Raw genomic sequence first — 16,650 nt, forward strand, 5'->3', positions numbered from 1 at the left:
GTGACCTTGAAGCCATCATGATTCTAAAAAAACTGACCGTTGTATTGCTGGCCTGCCTGACCTTGTCCGCCTGCGGCGGTGTTGATCCCAATTCCCCGCTGGGCCAGCGCAAGGCGATCTTCAAGCAGATGCTCAAGACCGGCGAGGACCTGGGCGGCATGTTGCGTGGGCGTATCCCGTTCGACGGCGCCAAGTTCGCTGACGGCGCGGTCAAGCTGGATGCGTTGTCCCATGAGCCGTGGAAACACTTCCCCAGCGTGCGCGAAGAGGACCACACCAGCGCCAAGGACAATGTGTGGCAACAGCAGGCACGTTTCCAGGAGCTGGCCCGCAACCTTGAAGCGGCCACCGGTGAGTTGGTGACCGTGAGCCAGGTTCAGCCCTACAAGGCCAGTAACCTGGGGCCGGCGGTGCAGAAAGTCGAAGATGCCTGCACGGCTTGTCATAAGCAGTTTCGCGACCACTGACCGGTTTTACTGGTCGAGCTCTTCCACCGCGTCCTGCAGTTCTTTGCGGGACTGGGCGAGCTTGTCTTTACGCTTGTTGATTTTGTCTGCGTCGCCTTTTTTCATGGCCTTGTCGAGGTCTGCCTGACGGCGGCTGACTTCATGCTTGGCGTCCAACACCTTGTTCTCGCGCTCTTTGCGCAAGGATGCATCGGTGCAATGGGCGGTGACTTCACTCAGGGCTTTTTCCAGGCCGGCTTGCTGTTCGCTATTGCCATGGGCCTTGGCCTGTTCGATCTGGGTGCTGATGGCTTGGCGCTTGGCGGCGCAGCCGGTGAGTGGTTGGGCTTCTTCGGCGGCCAGCAGCGGCGTGGCCATGAAGCTTGCGATGGTCAGCAAGGCAAAGGGGGCGAGAAATTTCATATAAAGCTCCAAGGTCGCAATCAGGTGGCCGGTTCGGGTTCAAAACCCATCTATCCCTGCCTCGCGTAATGTTTCTGCCAAGGCTTGTACCTGCGGATCGCGAAAAAAAGCGCTGAGTTGCGCCGCACGTCCGGGGCCGATGCCATCTGAGGCCAGCCAGGCTTGGGTGTCTTTGGCGGCCAGCGTTTGCCAGCCGCCTTCCAGGTTGTTGCGCGCCGCAGGGGGGACGCCCAGGGCTTTAAGCCACTGTGAAAAAGGGCGTTGCCGGGCGCTTTGAATGCTGTCGAGCACGCGCGCACGGGTGCGATCACCGAAGCCGTCAATGTTAGCAAGCTCTGCCGCATCCAGGGTTAACCAATCGAGAAAGCCTGCGATTAGACCGGCCTGGATCAATACGTTCCAGGTCTCACGCCCCATGTGTGGCAGGGCCAGGCCCTGTTTGCCACTCAGCCAGGTGAGGCGGGCAAGCAGTTGATCTTCACAGCCAGGGTCCAATTGCCAGCAACTCAGGGCGTGAAAGGCCCGAGTGTCGGGTATTGCCACCTCGACTCTGGTCTCATTGCGCATGATGACCTCATCCAGCCGCGGTATAACCTGGCCTGCAAGGCTGATGGACACTTGGTCGCCGGGGCGGATGTCCAGGGTTTGCCAGCGTTTCAGGGAACTGGCGCTGACGCGGCTGATCTGCCGATCATCCAACCGCACGGGCTCCAGTCCGAGGATGGGAGTAATGCGCCCGGTGCGTCCGACGCTGAACTGCACCTTGCGTACCAGGGCCAGGGCTTTGACGGCGGGGTACTTCCAGGCAACGGCCCAGTAAGGTGCACTGGCTTGCCAGCGCTCGGCGGGTGCACGCGTGGCCTGGTGCAGCACCACGCCATCGCTGGCGAAGGGCAGGGGGGCGCTGTACCAGTGGGAGCGCCAATACGCGGCTTCGCTGATGTGCTCGATGGGTTGGCTATAACGTTGGCTGTCGGTGAAGCCCCAGCGCGCCAGCGTCGCCAGGCGTTCGGGGAAACCCTCCGGGCCATCGGGCCAGGCCCAGATGAATAATCCGATCCCGCTTGCCTCGGTGTCGTTCAATTGCAGGCGGTTCATCAACCCGGCCACTTTGCTTCGCGCATTGAGCCCACCCTTTACCGATTGCACGTGGTTTTCGAGACGCCAATAGAGCTCGCCTTGCAGCACCACATCCACGGCGTCCGGCAGTTGCTGGACGACGCCGGGGATCTTGCGCGCCGAGGCCGACCAGTCGTGACCGAGCAGGCCATCGCCGCGGCTGATGAGTTGCTCCAATCGGCCCTGGCGATACACCAGCGTGACCGCCACCCCGTCGACCTTGGGCTGAATCCAGACGTCTTGTCGGGTACTGAGCCAGTCGCGTACCGCCGACTCACCCGGCAGTTTTTCCAGGCCGGTGTGTGCGACTGGGTGGCGCAGTGTGCCTCGTGAACTGGCCAGGGGATTGTCAGCTTTCGGAGTGGGGTGCCGGGCACACTTGTGCCAATGGGCCAGGCGCTGACGGGCCTGGTCGTAGAGTTCATCGCTGATGGGCGATTGGCCTTGGCGGTGGTAACTGTCATCCCACTCGCTGATTTGCCTGGCCAGGGTGTCGAGCTGTGAACGAGCGTCATCGGGACAGGCTTCTGCCAGGGCCCCAGCTGGTAGAGCGCTGACGAGAAGAACCATTAGCCGGTGCATCATGAGCCTCCTTGCTCCGAAAAGGGGGCCCAGCCTAAGTGATTCACACGGCCACAAAAAAGCCCCGAACGAGCGGGGCTTTTTACTGGGTGTTTCTGTTTACTTGAACAGGCCACCCAAGGCTTTCACTGCATCATTGTTTTGAACCTTGGCCTGCTGCTTTTGCTGGCCGGCGTCGACTTTGGCCTGGGACTCGGCGAGTTTGTTACAGCCTTTGTTGACCTGCTCCAGCGCGGCCTCAAACGCCTTTACTTTCAAGATGTCGTTTTTGGCGTTGGCCGCATCGATCTTGGTTTGCAGGTCTTTGGCTTGTTGCTGGCAGTCGCCGGTATTGCCGCTACCCAGTTGGGAACCCAGGGCACCGCTCAGGGCGCTCAGGTCTGCGGCGTGAGCCGGCAGAGTGAACAGGCTGACCAGCAGGGCGACAGGGGCGAGCGTGGAAATGCGCATGAAAAACCTCAATGTTCGATTGCCTGCGCGTTTATCGGTCCCAGGCGGGCGCAGTGCAATATCCAAATTAAGGTGAGCGGCCCGGGAGGGCGCGGATTCTAGAGGGCCATTATTTGGCCTGCAAGGTTTGGATCCAAAAAATGTGAGCTCGCTGCAAATTTTCCGGCAATAAAAAGCCCCGCCGGGAAAACCCGGCAGGGCTTTGGGTGCTGCGAACGATTACAGGCCGGCGGCGATACGCAGGTCGTTGGCGCGGTCGGTTTTTTCCCAGGTGAAGGTGCTGAAGGTGTCGTCGCCGACAGTCTTCTGCGCAGGGGTACGACCGAAGTGACCGTAGGCTGCGGTTTCCTGGTACATCGGGTGCAGCAGGTCGAGCATGGTGGTGATCGCGTAAGGGCGCAGGTCGAAGATCTCACGCACCAGCTTGACGATCTTGTCATCACTGATCTTGCCGGTGCCGAAGGTGTTCAGAGAGATCGACGTAGGCTGGGCTACACCGATCGCGTAGGAAACCTGGATCTCGCAGCGCTCGGCCAGGCCGGCCGCAACGATGTTCTTGGCCACGTAACGACCGGCGTAGGCCGCAGAGCGGTCAACCTTGGATGGGTCTTTACCGGAAAACGCGCCACCGCCGTGACGGGCCATGCCGCCGTAGCTGTCGACGATGATCTTGCGACCGGTCAGGCCGCAGTCGCCCACCGGGCCACCGATGATGAACTGGCCGGTCGGGTTGATGTGGAACTGGGTGTCTTTGGTCAGCAGTTCGGCAGGCAGTACGTGCTTGACGATCAGTTCCATCACGCCTTCGCGCAGGTCGGCGTAGGACACGTCCGGGTTGTGCTGGGTCGACAGTACAACGGCGTCGATACCCACGACTTTGCCGCCTTCGTAACGGCAAGTCACCTGAGACTTGGCATCCGGGCGCAGCCAAGGCAGCACGCCGGATTTGCGCGCTTCGGCCTGCCTTTGCACAAGCTGGTGCGAGAAGGTGATGGGGGCTGGCATCAGCACATCGGTTTCGTTGCTGGCGTAGCCGAACATCAGGCCCTGGTCGCCGGCGCCCTGATCTTCAGGCTTGGCACGGTCAACACCCTGGTTGATGTCGGGGGACTGCTTGCCGATGATGTTCATCACGCCGCAGGTGGCGCCGTCGAAACCGACGTCGGAGCTGTTGTAGCCAATCTGGGTGATGACGTCACGAACGATCTGTTCCAGATCGACCCAGGCGGTGGTGGTGACTTCGCCGGCGATGATCGCCACGCCCGTTTTCACCAGAGTCTCGCACGCCACACGGGCGAACTTGTCTTCAGCAATGATGGCGTCCAGCACCGCGTCAGAAATCTGGTCGGCGATTTTGTCCGGATGCCCTTCAGACACGGACTCGGAGGTGAAAAGGGAGTATTCGCTCATCTCGATGTTTTCCTGATATTTACCGATGGTGAGTGTCGCCAGCCGGTCGCTGAAAATGGCGGACCTGGATCTGGAAACCATTACGTAAACCTACATAGAGGCTTTCCCCGGGAACGAGTCCCGCAGCGGTGGCCCAACGGGCCAAATCGTCCTGTTCAAAACCCAACCAGAGATCACCGCAGGCCTCCTTGGCCCAATTCTGGTTGTGGCTGCATAAATCCGTAACCAGCAGGCTACCGCCGGGGTGCAGCAACCCGGCCATTTGCTTGAGGGCGTCGGCGGGGGCGGCGAAATGGTGCAAGACCATGTTCAGCACCACGCAATCGGCCCGCAGGCTGGTGTCACTCAAGGCGTCGGCCAACTGCAGGCTGACATTGCCCAGGGCTTCGCGCTCACAGAGCTGGCGTGCCAGTTCCAGCATCGCCGGGCTGTTGTCCAGCGCCGTCACCTGCGTAAAACGCCGCGCCAGCTCCGGTAGGAAACCGCCATCGCCAGGGCCGACTTCCAAGGCCGTGGCCCCCTTACTGAAGCTCAGCTTGTCCAGCAGCGCCAGTACGCTTTCGCGGTACTGGGCCAGCCCGGCAATCAGGTCCTGTTGGGCGCGAAACTTCTCGGCGGTCCGTGAGAAAAAGTCCTGGCTGGCGGCGGCACGTTGTCCGTGTACCTGGCCGATACGCGACTGCACATCGCTGGGCAGGCCCAGGTTGTCCACTTCTTCGAGCAAGGCGGCGTGCAGCTTGCCGCCCAGCAGCTCGGTATGGGGCAGGGCGCGGCGGTAAAAAATGGCATTGCCTTCGCGACGGGTGGCCACCAGGTCGGCCTGGGCCAGCACCTTCAGATGATGGCTCATGCCGGACTGGCCGATCGCGAAGATCTGCGCCAGTTCCAGTACGCCGAACGAGTCGTTGGCCAGTGCGCGCAATACGTTCAAACGCAACGGATCACCAGCGGCCTTGCATAAGGCAGCCAGTTCATCGCCGTCGTCGGGACGCAGGGAGGGCACGGGTAGGTTCATAAGGCCAGCAGTCTAGTGACGGCTGGAAATCCCTGCAAGGTCAATATCAAAAAGTTTTGATATTGATCGATAAGTGGTGGTTATAAGGCGTTGCTATAACCTTTAGACGAACCAGTGAAAGGTTTCTGCAGGCGATTGCCGGCCAAAGCACAGGAAAAACACCCTCAAGTGACTATCTGTCATTGCCCGCAGGCGGTGGCTGAGGGAAAATGCCGGTCCTTTTTTCCGTTTCTTTTCAGCAAACTCCAGGAGATCAGCGATGCCCAGCCGTCGTGAGCGTGCCAACGCCATTCGTGCCCTCAGCATGGATGCCGTGCAAAAAGCCAACAGCGGCCATCCCGGTGCCCCGATGGGCATGGCGGATATCGCCGAGGTACTTTGGCGTGACTACCTGAAACACAACCCGAGCAACCCATCGTTCGCCGACCGTGACCGCTTCGTGCTGTCCAACGGCCACGGCTCGATGCTGATCTACTCGCTGTTGCACCTGACCGGCTACGACGTCACCATCGATGACCTCAAGAGCTTCCGCCAGCTGCACAGCCGCACCCCGGGCCACCCGGAATTCGGCTACACCCCAGGCGTAGAGACCACCACCGGCCCACTGGGCCAGGGCCTGGCCAACGCCGTGGGTTTTGCCCTGGCTGAAAAAGTCCTGGGCGCGCAGTTCAACCGCCCTGGCCACGACATCGTCGACCACCACACCTATGTGTTCCTGGGTGATGGCTGCATGATGGAAGGCATTTCCCACGAAGTCGCTTCCCTGGCCGGTACTCTGGGCCTGGGCAAGCTGATTGCCTTCTACGATGACAACGGTATCTCCATCGACGGCGAAGTCGAAGGCTGGTTCACCGATGACACCCCCAAGCGTTTCGAAGCCTACAACTGGCAGGTGATCCGCAACGTCGATGGTCACGATCCGGAAGAGATCAAGACCGCGATCGACACCGCTCGCAAGAGCGCGCAGCCGACCCTGATCTGCTGCAAGACCACCATCGGTTTCGGTTCGCCGAACAAGCAGGGTAAAGAAGACTGCCACGGCGCCCCGCTGGGTGACGCGGAAATCGCCCTGACCCGTGAAGCCTTGAAGTGGAACCACGGCCCATTTGAAATCCCGGCCGACATCTATGCCGAGTGGGATGCCAAGGAAAAAGGCCTGGCGACCGAAGCCGAGTGGGACCAGCGTTTTGCTGCCTACTCTGCTGAGTTCCCTGAGTTGGCCAACGAACTGGTACGCCGCCTGGCCGGCGACCTGCCTGCCGACTTCTCGGAAAAAGCCTCGGCCTACATCGCCGAAGTCGCGGCCAAGGGCGAGACCATCGCCAGCCGTAAAGCCAGCCAGAACACCCTGAACGCCTTTGGCCCTCTGCTGCCTGAGATCCTCGGCGGTTCGGCTGACCTGGCCGGTTCCAACCTGACCCTGTGGAAAGGTTGCAAAGGTGTCTCGGCCGAAGACGCCAGCGGCAACTACATGTACTACGGCGTGCGTGAGTTCGGCATGAGCGCCATCATGAACGGCGTGTCCCTGCACGGTGGCCTGGTGCCTTACGGCGCGACCTTCCTGATGTTCATGGAATACGCACGCAACGCCGTGCGTATGGCTGCGCTGATGAAGAAGCGTGTGATCCATGTGTACACCCACGACTCCATCGGCCTGGGCGAAGATGGCCCGACGCACCAGCCAGTCGAGCAACTGACCAGCTTGCGTACCACGCCAAACCTGGACACCTGGCGCCCAGCCGACGCGGTTGAATCCGCTGTGGCCTGGAAGCACGCCATCGAGCGCAAGGACGGCCCTTCGGCGCTGATCTTCTCGCGCCAGAACCTGCAACACCAGGTTCGCACCGACGCGCAGATCGCCGACATCAGCCGTGGCGGCTATGTGCTCAAGGACTGCATCGGCGAGCCGGAGCTGATCCTGATCTCCACCGGTTCCGAAGTGGGCCTGACCGTTCAAGCCTACGACAAGCTGACCGAGCAAGGCCGCAAGGTCCGTGTGGTATCGATGCCTTGCACCAGCGTGTTCGAAGCTCAGGACGCAGGCTACAAGCAATCGGTATTGCCGCTGCAGGTCAGCGCGCGTATCGCCATCGAAGCGGCTCACGCCGACTACTGGTACAAGTACGTGGGCCTGGAAGGCCGCGTGATCGGCATGACCACCTACGGTGAGTCGGCGCCGGCGCCAGCGTTGTTCGAAGAGTTCGGCTTCACCCTGGAAAACATCCTGGGTCAGGCTGAAGAGCTGCTGGAAGACTAAGGCTGTAGATTGGGGTGGTTGTACCGGCCTCTTCGCGAGCAAGCCCGCTCCCACATTGGAATGCAATCTAATGTGGGAGCGGGCTTGCTCGCGAAGGCGGCGGCACATTCACCCCATTATCCATTGGTAATCGAGAACCCCATGCCTCTACCGCGTCCCTACAAAGTTGCACTCAACGGCTACGGCCGCATTGGTCGTTGCGTCTTGCGTGCTCTGTTCGAGCGAGGGGCGGCGGCCGGGTTTGAAATTGTTGCGATCAACGATTTGGCCGACATGGCCAGCATCGAATACCTGACACGCTTTGACTCCACCCACGGCCGGTTCCCCGGTGAAGTGCGAGTCGACGGTGATTGTCTGCATATTAATGGCGACTGCGTGAAGGTGTTGCGCAGTTCCACCCCCGAGGGCATCGACTGGGCGGCGCTGGGCGTCGACCTGGTGTTGGAATGCTCCGGTGCCTATCACACCCGTGCCGACGGCCAGCGATTCCTCGACGCCGGCGCACCGCGTGTGTTGTTTTCCCAGCCGATGGCCAGCGAGGCGGATGTCGACGCGACCATCGTCTACGGCATCAACCAGGATTGCCTGACCGGCGATGAGCGGCTGGTGTCCAACGCTTCGTGTACCACCAACTGCAGCGTGCCGCTGTTGCGCCTGCTGGATCAGGCGATCGGCCTGGATTACGTGTCGATCACTACCATTCACTCGGCCATGAACGACCAGCCGGTGATCGACGCCTATCACCATGAAGACCTGCGCCGCACACGCTCGGCGTTCCAGTCGGTGATTCCGGTGTCCACCGGCTTGGCGCGTGGCATCGAGCGTCTGTTGCCGGAACTTGCCGGGCGAATCCAGGCCAAAGCCGTACGGGTGCCGACGGTGAACGTGTCCTGCCTGGATATCACCATGCAAACCGTCAGCGACACGGATGCGACGGAGGTCAACCGGATCTTGCGCGACGCCGCCACCAGCGGCCCGCTCAAAGGCTTGTTGGCCTACACCGAGTTGCCGCATGCCAGCTGTGATTTCAACCATGACCCACATTCGGCGATTGTCGATGCCAGCCAGACCCGCGTTTCCGGCCCGAGGCTGGTGAACATCCTGGCCTGGTTCGACAACGAATGGGGCTTTGCCAACCGCATGTTGGATGTTGCCGAACACTATCTGCACATTGCTTCTAAACAACCTCAACAGTAATTCAGGAACTGCGACCCATGACCGTGTTGAAGATGACCGACCTCGATCTGCAAGGTAAGCGCGTACTGATTCGCGAAGACCTCAATGTCCCAGTCAAGGACGGTGTTGTCACCAGCGATGCGCGAATCCTGGCCTCGCTGCCGACCATCAAGCTGGCCCTGGAAAAAGGCGCGGCCGTGATGGTCTGCTCCCACCTGGGTCGCCCGACCGAAGGTGAGTTCTGCGCCGAAAACAGCCTCAAGCCTGTGGCTGAATATCTGAGCAAGGCCCTGGGCCGTGACGTGCCATTGGTTGCAGACTACCTGGGCGGCGTGTCTGTTGCGGCCGGCGATATCGTGCTGTTCGAAAACGTGCGCTTCAACAAGGGCGAGAAAAAGAACAGCGACGAACTGGCCCAGCAATATGCGGCGCTGTGCGACGTGTTTGTGATGGACGCCTTCGGCACCGCGCACCGCGCCGAGGGTTCCACCCACGGCGTGGCCAAGTTCGCCAAGGTGGCGGCGGCTGGCCCGCTGCTGGCCGCTGAGCTGGATGCGCTGGGCAAGGCCCTGGGCGCTCCTGCGCAACCCATGGCCGCCATCGTTGCCGGTTCCAAAGTGTCCACCAAGCTGGACGTACTCAATAGCCTGAGCCAGATCTGCAACCAACTGATCGTCGGCGGTGGCATTGCCAACACCTTCCTGGCCGCCGCAGGCCACCCGGTGGGCAAGTCCCTGTACGAGCCGGACCTGCTGGACACCGCTCGCGCCATCGCCGCCAAGGTCAGCGTGCCGTTGCCGGTGGACGTGGTCGTTGCCAAAGCGTTTGCTGAAAGCGCCGCCGCCACCGTCAAGCTCGTCGCTGACGTGGCCGCTGACGACATGATCCTGGATATCGGCCCGCAAACTGCGGCCCACTTCGCGCAACTGTTGAAGTCGTCCAAGACCATTCTGTGGAACGGCCCGGTTGGCGTGTTCGAATTCGATCAGTTCGGCAACGGCACCCAGGTACTGGCCCACGCCATTGCTGAAAGCTCGGCATTCTCCATCGCTGGCGGCGGTGACACTCTGGCTGCGATCGATAAATATGGCGTTGCTGATCAGATCTCCTACATTTCTACCGGTGGTGGCGCGTTCCTTGAGTTCGTCGAAGGCAAAGTCCTGCCGGCCGTAGAAGTATTGGAAACCCGAGCCAAAGGCTAAGGCTCGTGATCCGGAAAAGGAGTATTCCCATGATCAAGTCGTTGGCACTGGTGATTGCGGCGGGCCTGTTGGCCGGTTGCGGCAGCACGCCAAGTGCGGCGCCCGAGGCCGGTAAAGCAAAGGCTGCGCTGAAAAAGAGCTGCTACCAGGCCGATTGGCAAGCCGAGACCATGCCGGTGATCAACAAGCGCATCGGCCCCGAACGGCTGGAGAAATACGACTCCGCGCCCAACGGTCAGGAACAGGGTTGCCCATGACGGGTCTGATCCATTAACCGACAGCATTGGCGGCTCTGGCCGCCCTGCGAGGATTGGCAATGAAAGGCGTTTTCGCCCTGGCAGCATTGGCCTTGTTGGCCGGCTGCAGCAGCATGAACATGTTCAATAAGGCAGAGCCTGCCGATAAGTGGACCACCTGGACCTGCGACAGCAAGGCCGAGGTCAACTGGCGCTTTGCTAATCAGGCCCGCACCGAGGTGGATGTCCGCCTCGGCGGTTCGGACCATGTTTACCGCCTCAAGCAGGACGTGGCGGCTTCGGGCGTGTTGTACAGCAACGACCAGTTGGCGTTTCACACCAAAGGTGAGGAGGGCCTGGTTTACTGGGTTGCCACCGATGATTTGATCGGGCGCGGCTGCAAAGCCCAATAAGATTTCACATTTGATGAGATCCAAATGTGGGAGGGGGCTTGCTTCCGATTGCAGAGTGTCAGCTAGCACACAGGTGTCAGGATGACCGCTATCGGGAGCAAGTCGAATCGTCGTACCGCCCCTCCCACATTGATTCGGTTTCAACTTGGAATTTGAGTCGGCTACATCAGCAATAACGATTCAGCAGTACAAGGTTCAACCCCTTGATCTGCAATAACTTGAATAGCAGCCGCCGCTACGGCAGGCTTGCACGATTAACGACCCTCGACCGGGAGAGATAACACAATGGCACTTATCAGCATGCGTCAAATGCTGGACCACGCAGCCGAGTTCGGCTACGGCGTCCCAGCCTTTAACGTCAACAACCTTGAGCAGATGCGCGCCATCATGGAAGCCGCTGACAAGACCGACTCCCCAGTGATCGTCCAGGCTTCGGCCGGTGCGCGCAAATACGCAGGTGCCCCATTCCTGCGTCACCTGATCCTTGCCGCGATCGAAGAATTCCCACATATCCCGGTGTGCATGCACCAGGACCACGGCACCAGCCCTGACGTGTGCCAGCGCTCCATCCAACTGGGCTTCAGCTCGGTGATGATGGATGGTTCCCTCGGCGAAGATGGCAAGACCCCGACCGACTACGAGTACAACGTACGCGTGACCCAGCAAACGGTAGCCATGGCTCACGCCTGTGGTGTTTCGGTTGAGGGCGAGTTGGGCTGCCTGGGTTCGCTGGAAACCGGTATGGCCGGTGAAGAAGACGGCATCGGCGCCGAAGGCGTGCTGGATCACAGCCAGATGCTGACCGACCCGGAAGAAGCCGCTGACTTCGTCAAGAAGACCCAGGTTGATGCCCTGGCCATCGCCATCGGCACCAGCCACGGCGCTTACAAGTTCACCAAGCCACCTACCGGTGACGTGCTGGCCATCGACCGTATCAAGGAAATCCACAAGCGCATCCCTAACACCCACCTGGTGATGCACGGTTCTTCCTCGGTACCGCAGGAATGGCTGGCGATCATCAACCAGTACGGCGGCGACATCAAAGAAACCTACGGCGTACCGGTTGAAGAAATCGTCGAAGGCATCAAATACGGCGTGCGCAAGGTCAACATCGACACCGACCTGCGCCTGGCGTCCACCGGCGCAATGCGTCGCCTGATGGCCACCAACCCGAGTGAATTTGACCCACGTAAATTCTTCGGCGCTACCGTGACGGCGATGCGTGATGTGTGTATCGCTCGCTATGAAGCGTTTGGCACTGCCGGTAATGCTTCGAAGATCAAACCGATCTCGTTGGAAGCGATGTACCAGCGGTATTTGAAAGGTGAGTTGAACGCTAAGGTGAACTGAGCCTCAAGCGTCTAACAAAGAAGCCCGCAGCGATGTGGGCTTTTTTGTGGGTGCCTATTTCTCCAGGCGTAAGGTAATTGAAATGTCCGTCATAAGGGACATCATCAGATTAATTTAGTTAAAAGTTCGATATAGGTGACATTTTTGCTCATCACGACCCCTCCAGCTTTTGGCGAGCGGCTCAGGCAACTACGCCGGGCGAAGCAGTACAGCCAGCAGCAACTCGCGGAAAAAGCGCGGTGCAGTCGCAAGACCATCATCGACCTTGAGGCAGGGGAAAATGTCGCGCTGTACACCGCCTTCAGGGCGATTACTGCGCTAGGCATGGCCCTGGAAGTGGTTGATCGGCGTATTGATCTCAAATCGCTTGCCGAACTGATAGAGCACGATGAGTAAGATCAAAAGGCTCAACGTCACTACTCCCCAAGGCATTAGCGGCGAACTGTCCAAAGGATCGCAATTTTCCTTCGGTGAAGGCGTACCCCGATCGTCAACAACTGATTGAGTTTGGGCGTAAGCACTGTGGTATCGCAGCCCCTGGCATCATTATTGAACGCATCGCCCAAGCCATGTCCCAGGCGCTGAGTGCGCATAGGGCGCGTATTGATACCGAGCTTTTTTCAACGATGCAGAAGGAGTGGGACGCAGGCCGTACCATGGCGCTTCACGACTCGGTGACACCGGCTATGCGACGCAGACCGGTGGTAAAACCGTTGCACTGAAGTCTGTGAAAAACCCGCACGAATGCGGGTTTTTTGTCGTTGGGATCAGACGGCGACGGGTATATCGAATCCACGGTGTTCAATCACTCGAAACACATCACTCACGTCCTGCACCAGAATGCGGGCGGTATTGGCCACGTTGTTAAGGTCGCGCTCGGCAAAGTCCGGCAGGCTGGAGCAAGCCATCAGGTTGAGGTGTTCGAGGGCGGCGTTGAGGCGTTCGCGCAGGCAGGCGTGGAGGTCGGGCAGTGGGGCTTCGCTGTCGATCAACAGCACGGGGTAGTCGGTGGCGGTTTCCGTGCAGGGGCTAAAGCGGCGGGGTGGAAGCTGTTGGGTCATGGCAAGTATTCCTCGTATCTGAAAAGGACTACCGCTATTCGCTGCGAAACGAATTGGGTGGTAGCTGTGTGCGGGTTCGCAGACCGAGGATACGAGGAACCCGGCAGACCCGAAGGTCTCCCACACACAGCCACCATAAAACAGACGACGGGCGCCGAAGCGCTCATCGTTGTATTCATGATGCTTGGTTACACACGTATCGTTAGGGCTGCGAAACCCTATCGCTGTTCAGCCAGCGACGGGGCGAACTATAAGCGGCGAATTGACTGGCCGCAACGGTCCTGTAGGACCAACACCGGCCCCTCAGGCCACACAAAACAAGTGTGGGAGCAAGCCCCCTCCCACAGGGGATTTGATCGTCTGGATCTATCGGTGAATGATCCTCGTGCTTATCGGACGTTGCCTACTCAGAATAGGCCAATCCATTTACTCGTGATCAATATCCAACTTCGCAAATGTCACCTTCGCGCCTTCCTTGCTGTCCCCCCTGTTGTCCTGTACATACGCCCCCGCCTTGAAGTACAGCGGCTTTGCCCCCCACGCTGCGCCAATGCGCTCGTTCCACTCGCCGTCTGCGGCATACACATTGAGCAGCCCGGCCTTGTTGAGGTTGATCACGTAGGTAAAGCTTTTATTGAGCGGCACATTGGAGGCGACGGTGACCGTGCGGCCTTCGCCGTCATCCGGGCGCATGCGCACTTTGGCGATGATATTGCCGGTCTGGGTCTTTTCCTTGAATTGGTATTCCAGCTTGATCAGGGGTTTCTGGCTGTCATAGGCGTGAATCTGGCCGATGACCACTTTGCCGCTGGAGGGCACCTGGTTAACCGCCACGGTGGCGCGCAGGAAGTTGTTGGCTTCGGCGTAAGTCCAGTTGCGCAGGCGACCGTCAGCATAGGTTTCGCGCAGTTCGCTGCGCGGGTAGATGGCGTTTTCGGTGCGGGTGCCGGTCACGGGTGTCCAGAATTGCACGTTGCTGCCTTCGGCCTGGAAGTATTGGTCGTTAAAGCCGCTCAGCAGCTTTGGGGTGTCGATGGTGGTGGGCGGAGAACCGACCGGAATGCTCAGGTTCCAGGTGGAAAGGTCGATCATGGTGTTGGCCTTTTACAGAGGGTGAAGGCTTTAGCCCGAGGGCTGTACAGGTTCTTTATAGGCGGTACACCGCCTGATGTTAAACGGGGATTGGCAAATTATTGGCGCCAGAGGAATGCCAAAAAGCCATGTTTCCCGTGGGCCGTGGCCTCTGGCGCTAGACCGTTAGTCGGCTACCTGGGCTTTGGTGCTTGGATGGCATTCACGTCACTTCTGCTTTTTTAGAACCGGGGCTAGAGTGAGCCCTCAGTGTTTGTCCGGTTTTAGTATTAGAGGTGACCGGTGCAGCCCCTCAAGGAAGAGACGTAGCATGGATTGCGCTCCACAACCCGGTGATGGAAGTTCGATTCTTTTGGTGGTCGATGACTACCCGGAAAACCTCGTCAGCATGCGTGCGCTGTTGCAGCGCGAAGACTGGCGCGTGATAACCGCTGCTTCCGGCCTGGAAGCCCTGGAATTACTGCTGGCTCATGAGGTCGACCTGGTCTTGCTGGACGTGCGCATGCCGGGCATGGACGGCTTTGAGGTCGCGCGCCTGATGCGTGGCAGCCAGCGTACGCGCATGACGCCGATTATCTTTCTCACGGCCAACGCCCAGTCGCCCGCCGCCGTGCTCGAAGGGTATGCCAGTGGCGCGATCGATTACCTGTTCAAGCCCTTTGACCCGCATATCCTCAAGCCCAAGGTGCAGGCGTTGCTGGAGCATCAGCGCAATCGCCGCGCCTTGCAGCGTTTGAGCCACGACCTGGAGCTGGCCCGCGCCTTTAATGCTTCGGTGCTGGACAACGCCGCCGAGGGCATTCTGGTGGTAGGCGAGGCCAGCGTGATCCAGTACGCCAACCCGGCCATGACACGGCTGCTCAACGCCACGATGGCGGAATTGCAGGGTGAGAGCTTCTTGAGTTTCCTGCAGAAACCTCATGTGCCTGCGTGGCTGGGGTTCCCGATGTACGAGGCGTATCGCAGGGGTGATACCTGGCGCCAGCATGACGCCATTCTACGTACGGGTCGCGGCCAACAGGTGCCTGTGGCTTTGTCTTGCGCACCTTTGCCCGCCGAGCAGAAGGCGATGGTGGTGACCGTGCTGGACATGTCCGAGGTGCGCCACCTGCACCAGCAACTGGAGTTCCAGGCGGTTACCGACCCATTGACCGGGCTGCTCAACCGGCGTGGTTTTTACCAGGCCGTGGAGAACACCCTGCTGCGCAGTGAACGTAATGAGCAGTCGCTGGTGTTGTTGTACTTGGACCTCGATGGCTTCAAACGGGTCAATGACACCTTGGGCCACGATGCCGGCGACCGTGTGTTGCGTTGGGTGTCCGAGCAAATGCAGGCGTGTTTGCGTTCCTACGATATTCTCGGGCGCATGGGCGGGGACGAGTTCACCGCCTTGCTGGCGCTGGAGTTTCCGGAGCAGGCCGCGAAGATCTCGGAAAAGCTGATCGAGCGGGTGTCTGTGTGCCAACAGGTGGACGGTTTGGATGTGATGCTGGGGGCCAGCATCGGCATTGCGACGTTTCCCGATTGTGGTTCCGACCTGAGTGGCCTGTTGCGCGCGGCGGACATCGCCATGTACGAGGCCAAGCGCGCGGGCCGTCAGCAGTATCGCTATTACGATCAGGAAATGAACGGCCGTGCCCGCTCGCGCCTGATGCTTGAAGACAGCGTGCGCACGGCAATTCACAACAAGGATTTCACGTTGGTGTTCCAGCCCCAGGTATCGCTGGAGGATGGGCGTTTGCGGGGCGTCGAGGCGCTATTGCGCTGGCAGCATCCGAGTGTCGGCGATGTGCCGCCGGGTTTGTTTTTGCCACTGCTTGAAGAGGCGCGGCTGATCAGCCAGTTGAGTACATGGATCTACCAGCAAGTCGCTGCCCAGCTTCAAGCTTGGCAAGCCCCGTTCGATAATGCGCTGGTGTTGAGCGTGAGCCTGAGCAGCAGCCAGTTCAATATGCCCAACTTGGCGAGTCAGTTGCAGCAGGTACTTGAACGACATGGCTTGCAGGGGCGGCAGTTGGAGGTCGAAGTCAGTGAAGACTGCCTGATGAGTAACCTTGTGGAGTCCACCAAACAGCTCAAGCTACTGCGTCAGATTGGGGTGCGTATTGCGCTGGATGACTTTGGCTCAGGCCACTGTTCCCTGGCCCATTTGCGCGACCTGGAGTTCGACACCCTCAAGCTGGACCCGCAACTGGTGGCCCGTCTGCCAGGTTCGACGCGGGATGCGGCGATGGCGCGGAGCATTATTCAACTGTGCGGGCATTTTGATGTGCTGGTGATTGCCGAGGGCGTGGAAACCCTTGAACAATCAAAGTGGCTCAAGGCCAATGGCTGCTCGTTTATCCAGGGCGCGTGGGCGGCGGCGCCGTTGATGGCCGAGGACGTCGTCGGCTGGTCGTACCCTCGGGTGCTGTGAAT

The 16,650-nt window shown here is 59.8% G+C and carries 16 protein-coding genes; 9 read left to right on the forward strand and 7 right to left on the reverse strand.

Features of this window, described 5'->3' with window-relative positions; genetic code table 11:
* Nucleotides 1-17: 17 nt before the first annotated feature.
* Nucleotides 18-467: a cytochrome c gene (locus tag M5B43_RS06765; protein WP_248749367.1), complete on the forward strand. Its 450-nt coding sequence runs from the start codon at nt 18-20 to the stop codon at nt 465-467.
* A gap of 6 nt (nt 468-473) precedes the next feature.
* Here M5B43_RS06765 and M5B43_RS06770 read toward each other — a convergent pair whose 3' ends face one another.
* The 5 genes from M5B43_RS06770 to M5B43_RS06790 form a co-directional block, all read right to left on the reverse strand.
* Nucleotides 474-869 (reverse strand): DUF1090 domain-containing protein, encoded by a 396-nt coding sequence (locus M5B43_RS06770; protein ID WP_248749368.1) that lies wholly within the window; start codon nt 867-869, stop codon nt 474-476.
* A gap of 39 nt (nt 870-908) precedes the next feature.
* Nucleotides 909-2,573 carry an NAD-dependent DNA ligase LigB gene (ligB, locus tag M5B43_RS06775; RefSeq protein WP_248749369.1) on the reverse strand — a complete coding sequence of 555 codons (1,665 nt, stop codon included), beginning with the start codon at nt 2,571-2,573 and terminating at the stop codon, nt 909-911.
* A 96-nt stretch (nt 2,574-2,669) separates the two neighbouring features.
* Complete coding sequence (locus tag M5B43_RS06780) at nt 2,670-3,020, reverse strand: DUF1090 family protein (RefSeq protein ID WP_248749370.1); 351 nt, start codon at nt 3,018-3,020, stop codon at nt 2,670-2,672.
* 219 nt (nt 3,021-3,239) lie between these two features.
* Complete coding sequence (gene metK / locus M5B43_RS06785) at nt 3,240-4,430, reverse strand: methionine adenosyltransferase (protein WP_248749371.1); 1,191 nt, start codon at nt 4,428-4,430, stop codon at nt 3,240-3,242.
* Between the two features lie 19 nt (nt 4,431-4,449).
* Nucleotides 4,450-5,445 (reverse strand): metalloregulator ArsR/SmtB family transcription factor, encoded by a 996-nt coding sequence (locus M5B43_RS06790; protein ID WP_248749372.1) that lies wholly within the window; start codon nt 5,443-5,445, stop codon nt 4,450-4,452.
* A gap of 259 nt (nt 5,446-5,704) precedes the next feature.
* Here M5B43_RS06790 and tkt point away from each other — a divergent pair, with 259 nt between their 5' ends.
* The 7 genes from tkt to M5B43_RS06825 all read left to right on the forward strand — a co-directional run bounded on the left by tkt (nt 5,705) and on the right by M5B43_RS06825 (nt 12,475).
* The gene (gene tkt / locus M5B43_RS06795; protein ID WP_248749373.1) at nt 5,705-7,702 is read left to right on the forward strand and encodes a transketolase; all 1,998 of its coding nucleotides are present in this window, start codon (nt 5,705-5,707) and stop codon (nt 7,700-7,702) included.
* Nucleotides 7,703-7,843: 141 nt separating this feature from the next.
* Nucleotides 7,844-8,899: an erythrose-4-phosphate dehydrogenase gene (epd, locus tag M5B43_RS06800; protein WP_248749374.1), complete on the forward strand. Its 1,056-nt coding sequence runs from the start codon at nt 7,844-7,846 to the stop codon at nt 8,897-8,899.
* Between the two features lie 17 nt (nt 8,900-8,916).
* Nucleotides 8,917-10,080 carry a phosphoglycerate kinase gene (locus M5B43_RS06805; RefSeq protein WP_248749375.1) on the forward strand — a complete coding sequence of 388 codons (1,164 nt, stop codon included), beginning with the start codon at nt 8,917-8,919 and terminating at the stop codon, nt 10,078-10,080.
* 29 nt (nt 10,081-10,109) lie between these two features.
* Nucleotides 10,110-10,337 (forward strand): hypothetical protein, encoded by a 228-nt coding sequence (locus tag M5B43_RS06810; protein ID WP_248749376.1) that lies wholly within the window; start codon nt 10,110-10,112, stop codon nt 10,335-10,337.
* 59 nt (nt 10,338-10,396) lie between these two features.
* Nucleotides 10,397-10,729 carry an MliC family protein gene (locus tag M5B43_RS06815; RefSeq protein WP_248749377.1) on the forward strand — a complete coding sequence of 111 codons (333 nt, stop codon included), beginning with the start codon at nt 10,397-10,399 and terminating at the stop codon, nt 10,727-10,729.
* Between the two features lie 285 nt (nt 10,730-11,014).
* Entirely contained in the window at nt 11,015-12,079 is a 1,065-nt protein-coding gene (gene fba / locus M5B43_RS06820) for a class II fructose-bisphosphate aldolase (protein ID WP_003177554.1), read from the forward strand.
* A 135-nt stretch (nt 12,080-12,214) separates the two neighbouring features.
* A complete protein-coding gene (locus M5B43_RS06825; RefSeq protein WP_248749378.1) occupies nt 12,215-12,475 on the forward strand; it encodes a helix-turn-helix transcriptional regulator in 261 nt (86 codons plus the stop codon).
* Between the two features lie 371 nt (nt 12,476-12,846).
* Here the strand turns inward: M5B43_RS06825 and M5B43_RS06830 are convergent, their stop codons facing one another.
* Nucleotides 12,847-13,140, reverse strand: coding sequence for a fructose-bisphosphate aldolase (locus tag M5B43_RS06830; RefSeq protein WP_248749379.1), 294 nt, complete (start codon nt 13,138-13,140; stop codon nt 12,847-12,849).
* Nucleotides 13,141-13,566: 426 nt separating this feature from the next.
* The gene (locus M5B43_RS06835; RefSeq protein WP_248749380.1) at nt 13,567-14,232 is read right to left on the reverse strand and encodes a polysaccharide lyase family 7 protein; all 666 of its coding nucleotides are present in this window, start codon (nt 14,230-14,232) and stop codon (nt 13,567-13,569) included.
* A 310-nt stretch (nt 14,233-14,542) separates the two neighbouring features.
* On the opposite strand from M5B43_RS06835, the gene M5B43_RS06840 reads away from it, so the two are divergent.
* Nucleotides 14,543-16,648 carry an EAL domain-containing protein gene (locus M5B43_RS06840; RefSeq protein ID WP_248749381.1) on the forward strand — a complete coding sequence of 702 codons (2,106 nt, stop codon included), beginning with the start codon at nt 14,543-14,545 and terminating at the stop codon, nt 16,646-16,648.
* Nucleotides 16,649-16,650 lie beyond the last annotated feature (2 nt).

The organism is Pseudomonas sp. MWU15-20650, assembly GCF_023242475.1.
In the GTDB taxonomy this organism is placed as follows: domain Bacteria; phylum Pseudomonadota; class Gammaproteobacteria; order Pseudomonadales; family Pseudomonadaceae; genus Aquipseudomonas.